The organism is Oleiagrimonas sp., assembly GCF_027858935.1.
Lineage (GTDB): Bacteria > Pseudomonadota > Gammaproteobacteria > Xanthomonadales > Rhodanobacteraceae > Oleiagrimonas.
Window position 1 is genome coordinate 1 of sequence record NZ_JAQIBU010000181.1, and the last position, 14759, is coordinate 14759.

10 protein-coding genes and 7 tRNA genes are annotated in these 14759 nt (G+C 60.7%); 4 read left to right on the forward strand and 13 right to left on the reverse strand.

Annotated features, from left to right (window positions below; all coding sequences use genetic code 11):
• Positions 1-49: 49 nt before the first annotated feature.
• The gene (locus PF446_RS06650; protein ID WP_298070485.1) at positions 50-832 is read left to right on the forward strand and encodes an enoyl-ACP reductase; all 783 of its coding nucleotides are present in this window, start codon (positions 50-52) and stop codon (positions 830-832) included.
• Between the two features lie 76 nt (positions 833-908).
• Here PF446_RS06650 and PF446_RS06655 read toward each other — a convergent pair whose 3' ends face one another.
• The 13 genes from PF446_RS06655 to PF446_RS06715 form a co-directional block, all read right to left on the reverse strand.
• Positions 909-2819 (reverse strand): SurA N-terminal domain-containing protein, encoded by a 1911-nt coding sequence (locus PF446_RS06655; RefSeq protein WP_298070467.1) that lies wholly within the window; start codon positions 2817-2819, stop codon positions 909-911.
• Positions 2820-2905: 86 nt separating this feature from the next.
• Positions 2906-2982 (reverse strand) — tRNA-Asp (locus PF446_RS06660).
• A gap of 42 nt (positions 2983-3024) precedes the next feature.
• Positions 3025-3099: transfer RNA gene (locus tag PF446_RS06665), tRNA-Val, on the reverse strand.
• Positions 3100-3115: 16 nt separating this feature from the next.
• A complete protein-coding gene (locus PF446_RS06670; RefSeq protein WP_298070469.1) occupies positions 3116-3388 on the reverse strand; it encodes an HU family DNA-binding protein in 273 nt (90 codons plus the stop codon).
• A gap of 316 nt (positions 3389-3704) precedes the next feature.
• Positions 3705-6218 (reverse strand): endopeptidase La, encoded by a 2514-nt coding sequence (gene lon, locus PF446_RS06675; protein ID WP_298070471.1) that lies wholly within the window; start codon positions 6216-6218, stop codon positions 3705-3707.
• 111 nt (positions 6219-6329) lie between these two features.
• On the reverse strand, positions 6330-7619 hold the full coding sequence (gene clpX, locus PF446_RS06680) for an ATP-dependent Clp protease ATP-binding subunit ClpX (RefSeq protein ID WP_298070473.1): 1290 nt from the start codon (positions 7617-7619) through the stop codon (positions 6330-6332).
• A 97-nt stretch (positions 7620-7716) separates the two neighbouring features.
• Positions 7717-8340, reverse strand: a complete 624-nt coding sequence (gene clpP / locus PF446_RS06685) for an ATP-dependent Clp endopeptidase proteolytic subunit ClpP (protein WP_298070475.1) — start codon at positions 8338-8340, stop codon at positions 7717-7719.
• 34 nt (positions 8341-8374) lie between these two features.
• Positions 8375-9667 (reverse strand): trigger factor, encoded by a 1293-nt coding sequence (gene tig / locus PF446_RS06690; RefSeq protein ID WP_298070477.1) that lies wholly within the window; start codon positions 9665-9667, stop codon positions 8375-8377.
• A gap of 70 nt (positions 9668-9737) precedes the next feature.
• Positions 9738-9824, reverse strand: a tRNA-Leu gene (locus PF446_RS06695).
• A 190-nt stretch (positions 9825-10014) separates the two neighbouring features.
• Positions 10015-10090, reverse strand: a tRNA-Lys gene (locus PF446_RS06700).
• Between the two features lie 8 nt (positions 10091-10098).
• Positions 10099-10175: transfer RNA gene (locus PF446_RS06705), tRNA-His, on the reverse strand.
• A 139-nt stretch (positions 10176-10314) separates the two neighbouring features.
• A tRNA-Arg gene (locus PF446_RS06710) sits at positions 10315-10391 on the reverse strand.
• Between the two features lie 82 nt (positions 10392-10473).
• Positions 10474-10550 (reverse strand) — tRNA-Pro (locus tag PF446_RS06715).
• A 427-nt stretch (positions 10551-10977) separates the two neighbouring features.
• Between PF446_RS06715 and tviB the strand changes: the two genes are divergently transcribed.
• The 3 genes from tviB to PF446_RS06730 all read left to right on the forward strand — a co-directional run bounded on the left by tviB (position 10978) and on the right by PF446_RS06730 (position 14638).
• Entirely contained in the window at positions 10978-12270 is a 1293-nt protein-coding gene (tviB, locus tag PF446_RS06720; RefSeq protein ID WP_298070479.1) for a Vi polysaccharide biosynthesis UDP-N-acetylglucosamine C-6 dehydrogenase TviB, read from the forward strand.
• A gap of 81 nt (positions 12271-12351) precedes the next feature.
• Positions 12352-13359 carry an NAD-dependent epimerase gene (locus PF446_RS06725; protein WP_298070481.1) on the forward strand — a complete coding sequence of 336 codons (1008 nt, stop codon included), beginning with the start codon at positions 12352-12354 and terminating at the stop codon, positions 13357-13359.
• Positions 13360-13885: 526 nt separating this feature from the next.
• Positions 13886-14638, forward strand: a complete 753-nt coding sequence (locus tag PF446_RS06730; protein ID WP_298070483.1) for a PEP-CTERM sorting domain-containing protein — start codon at positions 13886-13888, stop codon at positions 14636-14638.
• Positions 14639-14759 lie beyond the last annotated feature (121 nt).

The window sequence follows — 14759 nt, forward strand, 5'->3', positions numbered from 1 at the left end:
GGACTCCGCCTGCGTCCGACGCGGGCCCAATACAATTATCGGAGGAGCCATGGGATTCCTGCACGGCAAGCGTGCCCTGATCGTCGGTATCGCCAGCCAGCGTTCCATCGCCTGGGGCATTGCCAACGCGATGCATCGCGAAGGGGCACAACTCGCCTTCACCTACCAGAATGACCGCCTGAAGAGCCGCGTCGAGGAAGCGGCGCAATCGTTCGGATCCAACATCGTGCTGCCGTGCGATGTCGCCGACGACGCGCAGATCGACCATGTATTCGACGAACTGGGCAAGCACTGGGACGGATTGGATATCCTGGTGCATTCGGTCGGCTTTGCCCCGCGCGAGGCACTACAGGGCCAGTTCCTCGACAATCTCACCCGCGAAGGTTTCAACACCGCACATGACATCTCCAGCTACAGCCTTGCCGCCCTGGCCAGGGCCGCTCGACCAATGATGCATGGCCGGGGTGGAGCCATTCTGACCCTGACCTACCTGGGCTCGGTGCGGGCGCTGAACAGCTACAACGTGATGGGCCTGGCCAAGGCAAGCCTCGAGGCCAACGTGCGCTATCTGGCCTACAACCTCGGTCCGGAAGGCACTCGCGTCAACGCCATCTCGGCCGGTCCGATCAAGACGCTGGCTGCATCGGGCGTGGGCAATCTGCGCAAGATGCTGGAACACGTCGAGGAAACCACGCCGCTGCGTCGCAACGTCACCATCGACGATGTCGGCAATGCCGGAGCCTTCCTGTGTTCGGACCTGGCAGCCGGGATCACCGGCGAGATCACGTATGTGGATGCAGGCTACAGCACCCTGGGCATGACCGGGATCTGAGCCGGACGCAAACGGGATCATGAAAAAGGGCCGCGATGCGGCCCTTTTTCTTGTGTCGCGGACATTGCTGAGCGACTTACAAACGACCCTTGGAAATGCTGATCTCGGTTTGCTTGCGCATCACGTCCAGGAAGGCATCGGTGTCGGACACGGAATAGGCACGCTGCATGCGTGCGCGCAGGATATTGCGTTCGGCCTGCGGAACCGTGGAAACATCCCCCGGATGCACGGCATCCAGCGCCACCAGCACATAACTGGCATCGCCGGTCTTCACCGTTGCATAGTCAGCACCCTGCTTTCCGGGATGCGGCATTGCAAAGACCTTTTCCAGCAACGCGTTGGGCACATCATTCTGGAACCGCTCGGCACCCTTCAGGGTCTTCACGGCAACCCCCAGAGGCCCCACAACCTTGTCCAGGTCACCACCCTTGCGTACCTTGGCAAGCAGGTCTGCGGCCTGCTTGCTGGCCGCCTCGGCGACGCGCTGACTCAGGATGCTCGCGCGTATCTTGCCCTTGACCTGATCCATGGGAAGCAGCTTGGGCGTGAGGTGCTTGTTCACGTGCACCACCACCATCTTGTTGGGGCCCAGTTCGATCGGATTGGAGGTATTTCCCTGGGCGAGCACCTGGTCGGAGAAAGCCGCCTTGACCACCTTCGGATTGGATGCAATACCTTTCTTTGCCCCGTCACGGGTGAACAGGCCCGTATGCTCGACCGTCAGACCAAGCTCGTTGGCCACCGGCGTCAGGGAACTCGGGTCCGAATAGACCTTGTCGGTGATCTTGCCCGCCAATTCACTGAACTTTCGCTCGCGCGAGCCTTGCTCGAGTTCGTTGGCAAGCTGGTCACGGACTTCGCTGAACGGCTTGGCCTTGCCGGGACGAATGTCCTGCAGCTTGATGATGTGGTAGCCCTCGGGTGAAAGCACGGGCTTGGAGATCTGACCCTTTTTCATCGAGAACACGGCATCTTCGAAAGCCTTGTTGGTGACGCCCTTCTCGATCCAGCCAAGCTCGCCACCCTGACTCTTGGAGCCCAGGTCATCGGAATACTTCTTTGCCAGCTTGGCGAAGTTTGCGCCGGACTTGGCCAACGCATCGATCTTCTGCGCCTTGGCAAGGGCCGCCTTCTGCTGCGCCGGTGTGGCGTTATCGGGAACATTGACCAGAATATGCGACACCTCGCGCTGCTCGGGCTCCACAAAGCGGGACTTCTCCCGCTCATAGCGCTGGCGCAGCGCGGCCTCGTCGGGCTCGCTGTTGATCTTCAGATTCGCAGCATCGACCTCGATGTAGTTGAGCGACACCTGCTCGGTCGTCATGTAGTCGGACTTGTGCTTCGCGTACCAGTCCTTGATGGCGCTGTCGGACACGCTGCTGTCGGTCAACGCCGGACGCGGCAGGGTCACGTAGCGCAGGTCTCGTGTCTGCAGTTGCAGGCTCAGATAGTTGTCCAGGTCATGGTCGGTGATCACCGACGATGCCTGAATGGCGTTGGACAGCAACTGCGTCGCCAGCACGTTGCGCTCCCGGTCCTGGTAGGTCGCCGGAGTCATGCCGTTGCTGCTGAGGATGGCGCTGTAGGTCACAGGATCGAACTTGCCATTCTGCTGGAACATCGCGGTGCCGGCGATCTCCTGGCGCAACTGCTCGGTGGTAACCGTCAGCCCGAGATCCTTGTTCGCCTGCAACAGGAGTTGTTGCTTGATCATCGCCTCGAGAACCTGCAGCTTGACTTCGGGCTTGTCGAAGTACGTGGGATCGTACTTGTCACCCTGCTGCTGCGTAGCCTGACGTCGCAGATCGTTCATTCGATTCTGGAAGTCCTGCTGCGAGATTTCGTGCTTTCCGACCTTGGCCACGAAGGTATCGTTGTTCTGGGTGACATAGCCAATCAGGCCCCAACTGGCCAGAAGCAGGGCAAGTGCCCCGAACAGGATGATGGCCGGCCAACCGTGGAGTTTTTCGCGCAGGTTCTGCAGCATGGATCGTTACCGCGTCTCGGGGCTTTGCATGCATTGCACAAGCCGGAAAGGACAAGGGCGCCTCGCAGGCGCCCTTGATCAACAAGTGGCGGAGTGGACGGGACTCGAACCCGCGACCTCCGGCGTGACAGGCCAGCATTCTAACCAACTGAACTACCACTCCGCGAACCGGGACAGGATTTTGCAAACCAGTTGCAGCATCCCGTGGTGGGTGCTGAGGGTTTCGAACCCCCGACCCTCGCCTTGTAAGGGCGACGCTCTACCGCTGAGCTAAGCACCCCTTCCCCGGCAACGCGTTAGTTTAGGGCGTCCTTGAGGCCCTTGCCAGCCTTGAACGCAGGAACGTTGGATGCCTTGATCTTGATTTCCTCGTTGGTACGGGGGTTGCGACCGGTACGCGCTGCACGCTTGCGCACCGAGAAGGTGCCAAAACCGACCAGCGAAATGGTGTCACCCTTCTTCAAGGCCTTCTTCACAACTTCGGTAAAAGCATCGACGGCACGGCCAGCATCGGCCTTGCTCAGATCGGCTTCATCAGCAACCGCATTGACGAGATCACTTTTATTCATTGAATTACTCCTGGGTCAAGGTGCTGACAGGACATGCACCGTGGTGAACGACCTGCCAACTCGAAAAAGGCTCTTGTCCTGCTCCGGCACTTGGGTGCTGGTGACAATTCAGCCACATGCTGCCGCTGTATGGCCGGAAGCGGTAGGGCCTTTATACCAGTGCCCTGTAGGGTCCGCAATACAAGCAGTGACAAGGCTTTCAGCGATTCGCGCGAGGGCGGCCAAGCTATTGTGGCTCGGGCAGAAATATCCGACGTCCAGAACGCCGGATATTCGACTGCATCACGGATTGGAGGCCTGGAGAGACGCGTTGGCTTCAATGCGTCCTTGACGGGGCCTGCGGATCGCCGCCCTTTTTGCCTTGCTTGACCGGCGCGCTTTTGCTTCCGGCACCGGTCTTTTTCGGTCCTGGCGGATGTTCCAGGGCCAGGTCGAGGACCTCGTCGATCCAGCGCACCGGATGAATGTCCAGCGAACTGGTGATGTTGTCCGGGATGTCGGCCAGGTCCTTGCGATTCTCTTCCGGGATGATGACCGTGGTAATGCCGCCGCGATGGGCCGCCAACAGTTTTTCCTTGAGACCACCGATGGGCAGCACGCGGCCGCGCAACGTGATCTCACCGGTCATGGCCAGCTCCGCTCGCACGGGAATCCGGGTCAGTACCGAGACCAGCGCGGTGCACATGGCGATACCGGCGCTGGGACCGTCCTTGGGCGTGGCGCCTTCGGGCACGTGCACGTGAATATCGAGGTTGTTGTGAAAGTCTGTCTCGATGCCAAGATGCTCGGATCGCGCTCGAACCACCGACAAGGCGGCCTGGATGGATTCCTTCATGACGTCACCGAGCTGGCCGGTATGCACCAGCTTGCCCTTGCCGGGTACCACGGAGGCCTCGATGCTCAGAAGATCACCGCCCACCTGGGTCCAGGCCAGACCAGTGACCAGGCCAACCTCGTTCTGCTGTTCCTTGCGACCGAAATCGAAACGACGCACACCCAGATACTTGTCCAGGTTGCGGGCATCGACCTTGATGGTGCGCTCGACCTTGCCCCTGGCCTTGCCCTTGGCGGCGGCCGACTTGGACGCAGCCTTGCCCTTGGTCGCCTTCGCAGGTTTGCTGGAGGCTTCCAGCGACACGGTCTTGACCACCTTGCGGCAGATGCGCGCGATCTCGCGTTCGAGGTTGCGCACGCCCGATTCACGCGTGTAGTAGAGCACGATGTCGCGGAATGCGGTGTCGGATACGGTCAGCTCGCCCTCACGCAGTCCATTGGCCTTGAACTGCTTGGGCAGCAGGTAGCGGCGCGCGATGGCGATCTTCTCGTCCTCGGTGTAGCCGGGGATGCGGATGACCTCCATGCGATCCAGCAGCGGACCGGGGATGTTGAGCGTGTTGGCGGTGGCGATCCACATCACCTCGGAAAGATCGACGTCGACCTCCAGGTAATGGTCACTGAACGCGTGGTTCTGTTCAGGATCAAGCACCTCCAGCAAGGCCGAGGACGGATCGCCACGGAAATCCATCGACATCTTGTCGATCTCGTCCAGCACGTACAACGGGTTACGCGTGCCGACCTTGGTCAGGTTCTGCACGATGCGGCCCGGCATCGAGCCAATGTAGGTGCGACGATGACCGCGGATCTCTGCCTCGTCGCGCACGCCGCCGAGGCTGTTGCGCACGAACTTGCGGTTGGTGGCGCGCGCAATGGACTTGCCCAACGAGGTCTTGCCCACGCCCGGCGGGCCGACCAGGCACAGGATTGGGCCCTTCATGTTGTTCACGCGCTGCTGCACGGCCAGATACTCGAGGATGCGTTCCTTGACCTTTTCCAGGCCGAAATGGTCCGCATCGAGGACCTCCTTGGCCAGTTGCAGGTCCTTGCGCACCTTGCTGCGTTTCTTCCAGGGCGTGGCGACAAGCCAGTCCAGGTAGTTGCGCACCACGGTAGCCTCGGCCGACATCGGCGACATCTGCTTGAGCTTGCCCAGCTCCTGGCGCGCCTTGGCCAGCACGTCCTTGGGCATCCCGGCTTCGTCGACCTTCTTCTGCAGGTTCTCGATCTCGTTGCCGCCGTCCTCGCCCTCGCCGAGTTCCTTCTGGATGGCTTTCATCTGCTCGTTGAGGTAGTACTCGCGCTGGCTCTTTTCCATCTGCGACTTGATCCGCCCGCGGATGCGCTTCTCCACCTGCTGCAGATCCATCTCGCCATCGACCAGGCCGACCAGCTGTTCAAGACGCATGCCGACATCTACGGTTTCCAGTACCTTCTGCTTGTCGGCAATACGTACGGAAAGATGCGCGGCGATGGTATCGGCAAGACGCGAGGGATCGTCGATGCCGGACAGTGTCGACAGTACTTCGGGGGGCAGCTTGCGGCTCTGCTTGACCAGTTGCTCGAACAGCGACACCAGGGTACGCGAGACCACATCGAGTTCGCGCTCACCATCCTCGTAGACCGACTCGATCACGTGCGCATGCGCCCGCAGCAGGTCGTCGCCGTCCTGGTACTCATCCACGGACACGCGGCTCTGGCCCTCCACCAGCACCTTCACGGTGCCATCCGGCAAGCGCAGCAACTGCAGGACGTTGGCCAACGTACCGATCTGGTACAGGTCATCCGGAACCGGATCGTCAATGTCCGCGCCGGTTTGCGCCACCAGCAGGATCTGGCGCTCACCATCCATCGCCGCCTCAAGGGCGCGCATCGACTTGTCGCGACCTACGAACAGCGGGATCACCATGTGCGGATACACCACGACATCACGCAGCGGCAGCACCGGTACGGCTTCGATCGGCGTGGAAACGGGGGGCTTGGCTTGTTGCGGCATGAATCTCTTCCCGGACACGAAATGCTCGACCCGAGCTTGTGCTCGGGTCCCATTACGATCAAGTGGTGGCAATCGGGTCGGCGATCAAGGGCCGATCGCGAAGCGGCGCGCTCAGGCCGCGCCGCTGGTGCCGTCAGCAGACTGCTGCAGGTTGCCGCGATAGATCAGGTAGGGCTCGGCCTGACCGTCGATCACCGCATCGTCGACCACGACCTTGCTGACGTGCTCCAGTGAAGGCAGTTCGAACATGGTATCCAGCAACACCTGTTCAATGATCGTCCGCAGGCCACGGGCACCGGTTTTGCGCTTGAGTGCGCGGCGGGCAATCGCCTTGAGCGCCTCGGGCCGGAACTCCAGCTCGACATCCTCCATCTCGAACAGGCGCCGGAACTGCTTGGTGACTGCGTTTCTGGGTTCGACCAGAATCTGAACCAGGGCGTCTTCGTCCAGCTCCTCAAGCGTCGCGACCACGGGCAGACGGCCGACGAATTCCGGGATCAGTCCGAACTTGACCAGGTCTTCCGGCTCCACACCGGCAAGCACCTTGCCGATGTTGCTGTCACGGTCCTTGGTGCGCACTTCGGCCGAGAATCCGATGCCAGTGGTATCCGAACGCTGCTGGATGACTTTCTCGAGGCCCGCGAATGCGCCGCCACAGATGAACAGGATGTTGCGGGTATCAACCTGCAGGAACTCCTGCTGAGGATGCTTGCGGCCCCCTTGGGGCGGCACCGAGGCCAGCGTGCCCTCGATCAGCTTGAGCAGTGCCTGCTGCACGCCCTCGCCCGACACGTCGCGGGTAATGGACGGGTTGTCGCTCTTGCGCGAGATCTTGTCGATCTCGTCGATGTAGACAATGCCCGACTGCGCCTTGTCGACGTCGTAGTCGCACTTCTGCAGCAGCTTCTGGATGATGTTCTCGACGTCTTCACCCACATAGCCGGCTTCCGTCAGCGTGGTGGCATCGGCGATGGTGAAGGGCACATTGAGCAGGCGTGCCAGCGTCTCGGCCAGCAGGGTCTTGCCGGAGCCGGTCGGGCCGATCAGCAGAATGTTGGACTTTGACAGCTCGACGTCCTCTTCATTCTGACGGGACTCGAGGCGCTTGTAATGGTTGTAGACCGCCACCGAAAGCGACTTCTTGGCCCGCTCCTGGCCAATCACGTACTGATCGAGCGTATCCATGATCTCGCGCGGTTTGGGCAGCTGGGTGCGCCCGCTGGAAGCCTTTTCCTCCAGTTCCTCGCGGATAATGTCGTTGCACAGCTCCACGCACTCGTCGCAGATGTACACGGAAGGGCCCGCGATCAGCTTGCGGACCTCATGCTGGCTTTTGCCGCAGAACGAACAGTAGAGGATCTTGCCACTATCGTTCGAACGGCCCTGCTGATCGTCGCTCATGCTCTTGATTCCCGATATGTTTCTGGCCGCGAGCCGAGAATAGCATAGCCGCGCGCCCCTGCAAGGCAGGAACACGCAGCCAGGCGGGCGGTCAGGTTCAGGACGCGGCGGGCGCGTCCAGCTTGCGTTTGTCGATGACCTTGTCGATCAGACCGTAATCCTTTGCTTCGACCGGGCTCATGAAACGGTCACGCTCCATGTCGCGAGCTATCTCGTCGACCGGGCGTCCGGTGTGATCGGCGTAAATCTCGTTCAGGCGCTTGCGTACATACAGAATTTCCTTGGCCTGGATCTCGATGTCTGTGGCCTGGCCCTGGGCGCCACCCGAGGGTTGGTGGATCATGATACGCGAATTGGGCAGCGCAAAACGCTTGTCCTTGGCCCCGGCCATGAGCAGCAACGAACCCGCGCTGGCAGCCTGTCCGGTGCACATGGTGCTGACGTCCGGCTTGACGAATTGCATGGTGTCGTAGATCGCCAGGCCCGCGCTCACGGCGCCGCCGGGGCTGTTGATGTACAGATTGATGTCCTTTTCCGGATTCTCCGACTCCAGGAACAGCATCTGCGCCACGACCAGATTGGCCACGTTGTCGTCGATCGGTCCCACCAGGAAGATGATGCGCTCCTTGAGCAGGCGCGAATAGATGTCATAAGAGCGCTCGCCGCGGGAGGTCTGCTCGACCACCATCGGCACGAGGTTCAGGTTCTGGATCGGGTCCAAGGGATTCTCCGGTTGATGCGCGTGAGGGGTCTGATCAACCGCGTTGCGGCTTCATGACCTCGTCGAAGCTCATCTGCTTCTCGGTGGTCTTGGCATGCTCGGCGATCCACACGGCCACTTGATCTTCCATCACGCGGTTGTGCAGACCCTGCATGAGCTGGGGGTCGTTATTGTACAGTTCAACCACCTTTTCGGGTTCTTCGTAGGTGGAAGCAATCGCGCCGAGGGTCTCGCCCAGGCGCTTCTGGTCGACCTGCATGTCCTCGCGTCGGGCGATCTCGCCCAGCAGCAACGCGGCAATCACGCGCTTGCGCGCCATGGGCTCGGCCGACTGCAGCATTTCCGGGGTCGGCTCCTGGTCCTTGGGCAGGCTGTTGGCGACCAGACCCCGGGCCTCGCTTTCGACCATCACGCGCGGCACATCGATGTCGTCATGCATCTCGGCCAGCTTTTCGGCCACCTGGCCCTTCAGACGACCCGCCAGCGCAGCCTCCAGCTCACGCTTGAGGTTGGCGCGAACCTCGGTCCGCAGCGTGTCGACCTGGCCATCGCCGATGCCGAAGGCACGCACGAAGTCCTCGTCAATTTCGGGCAATTTCGGCTGCTGGACCTTGGCAATGCTGATATGAACGCTGGCCGTCTTGCCCGCCAGGCTCTCATTGCCGAAATCTTCGGGAAACAGGATGTCCGCGTCGTACTTGTCACCCGCCGAGCGACCCGAAAGGGCATCGTCCAGGGCATCGAACAGGGTCCCCGAGCCGATCACGCTGCCGGCCCGCTCCGTACCATCCTCGGGAAAACGATAGTCCCCTGCCACTGCGCTGTAGTCGAACATCACGAAATCGCCGGATTCGGAAGCGCGGTCGACCGGATCGAAACTACGCCGCTGCAGACGCAGGGTCTCGATCATCGAGTCGATATCCTTGTCCGTGACCTCGGCAGTGACGCGCTCGATCTCCATGCCGGCCACGTCCACATCGGGCAGTTCGGGCATGATCTCGAACGTGGCGGTACATGCAATCTCGCCATCTTCCGCTTCGCCCGTGGTGTCCACGCTCGGCTGTGCCACCGGGCGCAGCTTTTCCTGCTCGAAAGCCTCGTTCAGACTTGTCCCGATCAGGTCGGAAAGCACTTCATTGCGGACCTGGGCGCCGTAACGCTGTTTGATCACGTTGCTCGGGACCTTGCCCGGGCGGAAGCCCTTCAGGCGCACGGTGCGGCCCATTTCGGCAATCCGCGAGCTGACCTGGCTCTCCAGGCGATCGGCCGGGATCTTCAGCGTCATCTTGCGCTCGAGCTTGCCGACTTGTTCAACCGAAACTTGCATGACCTCTCCTGAAACCCGAGTGACACGGGAGTCTAGGCGGCGAAACTGCCACCCGTTGGTATGAAGGGAATGGTGCGAAAGGCGAGACTCGAACTCGCAAGGGGATGACCCCGCCAGAACCTAAATCTGGTGCGTCTACCAATTCCGCCACTTTCGCCCTGACGACCGGCCCGGACCGCAACGCGTCCCGCGTCCCGCCATCGGGGTCAAGCCAAAAAATTCCCGTACACGAAACGGGGATTTTAAGGCGTGGCGAGCCTTTCGCACAAGGGAAAAGGTGCGCGAACAGCACCACGGACACAAAACAAAAGCGCCGACCGGAACGCGGTCGGCGCTTTTGCAGTGGATGGTGGGCCGTGTAGGACTCGAACCTACAACCAATTGATTAAGAGTCAACTGCTCTACCAATTGAGCTAACGGCCCATTGAAAATGGGGTGGACGATGGGACTCGAACCCACGACATCCGGAATCACAATCCGGGACTCTAACCAGCTGAGCTACGCCCACCATTGTACTTTTGAAACATTCGCACCCGGATCAAGCAACACAGCGGGCGCGATTCGCATGCCTGCTGGATGTTGCCCTTCGTGACCAGTCCGTTGAGCGATATCCCGATTGTAATACCAACTTTGCAACTTCACTTGCCTGGCGCGCCCGGCAGGACTCGAACCTGCAACCACCGGCTTAGAAGGCCGGTGCTCTATCCGGTTGAGCTACGGGCGCATCGCGGGCCTGAATGCACAGACCTTGATACCCGGTGCAACCAGACCTCCAGCTTCCGACAGACCTCGCCGACGAACCGGATTGGTCGGGGTAGAGGGATTCGAACCCCCGACTCCCTGCTCCCAAAGCAGGTGCGCTACCAGACTGCGCCATACCCCGAAGTGCTGTCGAACAACCGCCCGGGGTGCGGAGCCCGAGGATGGTACGGAACCACCCGCATCCCGTCAATGGCCGATGTCGAAGAAAACCCAACGACCGCTCCAAGACCGCCCTGACAATGCGACCGCCAGAACAAGGGGGATATTGAAGCACAACAGACCGCATACAGCCAGAGCGGACAGATCGAGACCTTCGAACCGGTCCCGGGGTCATTTCACGTTTGACGCGACCACGAAGATCACGATCCTGAGCCACAGGCACCGGGCGCCCAGATGGCCCGACGGAAGCACGGCCTGCGATGAACCAGTCATCCGGCGGACGGACACGGAATCACGGGCAAGAGGAGATCTCGGCGACCTTGCACGAAAGCATCGCCGCGACGTTTGAACTTGCTAGACTTGCCACCTCGAAACTGGAAGACATGACCATGGATGTTGCCAAAAGCCCCCTTCCCGAGGACGTTCGTCTGGCCGTCATCGGACTTGGATACGTAGGCTTGCCGCTCGCCGTCGGCTTCGGTCGCGAGACGCCCACGCTCGGTTTCGACATCGACATCCGACGCATCAATGAACTGGAGCGCCATTACGACCACACCCTCGAGGCCACCAGCGAGGAGTTGCAGGCGGCCCACCAACTGAAATTCAGCAGTGCGCCTGCGGACCTGTCCACGTGCAACGTGTTCGTGGTCACCGTGCCGACGCCGATCGACGAATTCAAGCGTCCCGACCTGTCGCCGCTCATATCGGCCAGCAAGACCGTCGGGCGAGCGCTGAGACCAGGCTGCGTGGTGATCTATGAATCCACGGTCTACCCCGGTGCCACCGAGGAAGTGTGCGTTCCCATACTCGAGCAGATGTCGGGGCTCACGTTCAATATCGACTTTTTTGCCGGCTACAGTCCCGAGCGGATCAATCCGGGTGACCGCGAACACCGCCTCGAGAACATCCTCAAGGTCACCTCGGGGTCCACTCCGGAAGTCGCCGATTTCGTGGACGCCCTGTATCGCAGGATCATCCGGGTCGGAACCCACAAGGCCCCGAGCATCCGAGTCGCGGAAGCCGCCAAGGTCATCGAGAACACCCAGCGAGACCTCAACATCGCGCTGATCAACGAGCTTGCTTTGATCTTCAAGCGCCTGGGCATCGACACCACCGACGTGCTCGAGGCCGCGGGCACCAAATGGAATTTCCTGCCCTTTCGCCCCGGGCTCGTGGGCGGACACTGCATCGGCGTGGATCCGTACTATCTGACCCACAAGGCACAGCAGATCGGCCACCACCCCGAGGTGATCCTCTCCGGCCGCCGCATCAACGACGGCATGGGCAAGCACGTTGCCCAACGCGTGATCAAGCTGATGGTGCAGCGGCGGCTGCAGATCGCGCAGTCGAAAGTGCTGGTGCTTGGCCTGGCCTTCAAGGAAAACTGCCCCGACCTTCGCAACACACGCGTCATCGACGTCATCGACGAACTGCGCAGCTATCACGCCGACGTCGACGTCCACGATCCCTGGGCCAACGCCGAGCAGGCCCGCCACGAATACGGGATCGAGATGGTCGATGAGCCAAAAGCGGGCACTTACGACGCCATCGTCCTGACCGTGGCACATCGCCAGTTCATCGACATGGGTGCCGAGCGTATCCGGGCACTTGGAAAACCCGAATGCGTGGTCTTCGACGTCAAGCAGACGCTCCCACGCGAGGCTGTTGATGACCGACTCTAAGGACCGTGTCAACATGCAGCCAGGATCGCAGGACGCGCCACCGCGCCCTGCGCGGATTCAAGCCACGACGGACATGCATCCATGCGCGTATTGATCACCGGCGCCGCCGGATTCATCGGCTCGGCCTTGAGTCACTCGCTTCTGGACCGCGGCGACAGCGTGCTGGGGTACGACGATCTCAACCCCTATTACGACGTCCGCTTGAAACAGGCGCGCCTGGACCGGCTGACGTCTCGCGAAGACTTCACGTTCGTGAAAGCCGGGCTCGAGGATCGCGCGGCGCTGAACAAGGCCTTCCACGATTTCTCGCCGCAGCGCGTGGTCAACCTGGCGGCCCAGGCCGGCGTGCGGTACTCAATTGAAAATCCCCACGCGTATATCGACAGCAATCTGGTCGGCTTCATGAACGTACTGGAGGCCTGCCGCCACGGGGACGTGGAACACCTGGTCTACGCCTCCTCGAGTTCGGTCTACGGGGCCAACCGCAAACTGCCCTTCTCCGTGCGCGATCCGGTCGATCATCCGGTCAGCGTCTATGCGGCCACCAAGAAGGCGAACGAACTTCTCGCGCACACCTACAGCCACCTGTACCGGTTGCCGACCACGGGGCTGCGCTTTTTCACGGTCTATGGTCCGTGGGGGCGACCGGACATGGCGTTGTTCCTGTTCACGCGCAAGATCCTGGCGGGTGAACCCATCGACGTGTTCAACCACGGCAAGCACACGCGGGACTTCACCTACATCGACGACATCGTCGAAGGCGTGGTCCGCACGCTCGACCGCACCCCCGAACCCGACCCATCCTACGATCCCCTGCACCCGACACCGGAAAGCTCGTCGGCGCCCTACCGGGTCTACAACATCGGCAACAACACACCCGTTGAACTGATCCGCTACATCGAAGTGCTGGAGGAGTGCCTCGGGCGCAAGGCCCGCAAGAACCTCCTGCCGCTGCAGCCCGGCGATGTCCCCGACACCTATGCGGACGTCGAAGAGCTGACCCGCGACACCGGCTACGCGCCCTCCACGCCGGTGGAGACGGGCATCCGCAAGTTCGTCGACTGGTACCGCGAGTTCTACAAGGCCTGATCCGCTACCTGCGGCAGCGGTAAAACATGCGCGGAATTCGCTCTTTTTTTATTCATGGGCTTGTAGAGCATTTTCAAATAAATATCGAACGTTTGCAGGAACGCCGGCTGCACCCAACAACCAGCGGACACCCACCAGGTTCCAGTCGCCGAGATGAAACCCGTCAGATGTCCTGACAAGTGTTCCTGGCATGGATACCCCGCATGTGGGCATGCGTGGAAGAGCGTCCCTGAGTCCATTGATGGCTGTGGTGAAAGGTTGACCCGACATGACCTTGGGTAAGCTGTTCAAGAAGACCCGGTGTTTCTTGAATCCGGCGAAACCCCGGGCGCAAGGGGTGCCTGCGAACAAGATGCATCTACGCCGGACGTTCAAAGTGTCGGGTATTTTTACAAACTCAAGAATTTTATTGCTGGCGCCATCGTAAATAGTCAACCGGATCATACTTTTATGCGTTTGGCATATCTCTTGCTGGCTAGGGCATGAATCCAGAACACTGCATTCTGGAGCGACCATGGGGATAGGCATGCGAAATTACGTACTCACCAACCTGATGATGCTTTGTGGCGTATTGCTGGGACTGGTTTCATTCAGTGCCCACGCCACCATCATCCACGTCGGATTTGCGAACGCCGGCGGAACGACCTCCTGGACATCCAAGCCCATTGGCGATCCGCACGGCACCGTCACGCTGAGCGGCTGGGAATATGACAACGGGTGGACCCCCGCCACCATGTTCTACAAAAAAAGCGGTGGCGCCGAAAACGGCATGGGCCTGACGTGCAATCAGAACCCGACCAACAACAGGTGTTCCCAGCACGAGATCGGTGCCACACCGTGGCAGATGATCGACATGAACATCAGCAATCTCACCAATTGGAACGCGCTGACGCTGAATCTTGGCTCGATCAACGGCACGACCTACGGCAGCGGCGGTGGCACCAACGGTGACGAAACGGGATATCTGCTCGGTGCCCAGTGCTCGGTAGACGGCAACTGTGCCTCCATCGTGCTGGCCAGCTGCACCAATTACGGCACCAGTGGCTCGCAGACCTGTGCTTTCACGTTTACCAAGCAATACCTCCTCAACCTCGGCATCACCGATATCTGGGTGACGCCCAGCAAGACCAACCCGGACGGCACGAACAACGCCAATATCCTGTTTGGCTCGGGCTTCGATCTGCACTATGTGCCGGAGCCTGCGGAGCTGGGGATGTTTGGATTCGGCATCCTGCTGATTGGATTGTTCCTGGGCCTGCGTCGGCGCCAGACGATCTGACCGCAAGTTGCAACGTTCGCTTCAACTTCAGAGCGCCCCGGTGACGGGGCGCTCTTTTTGGTGGCCTATCCCCTGGAGATTTGCCTCGCTATCACCCTTCGACGTCACTGCGCCAGGAACA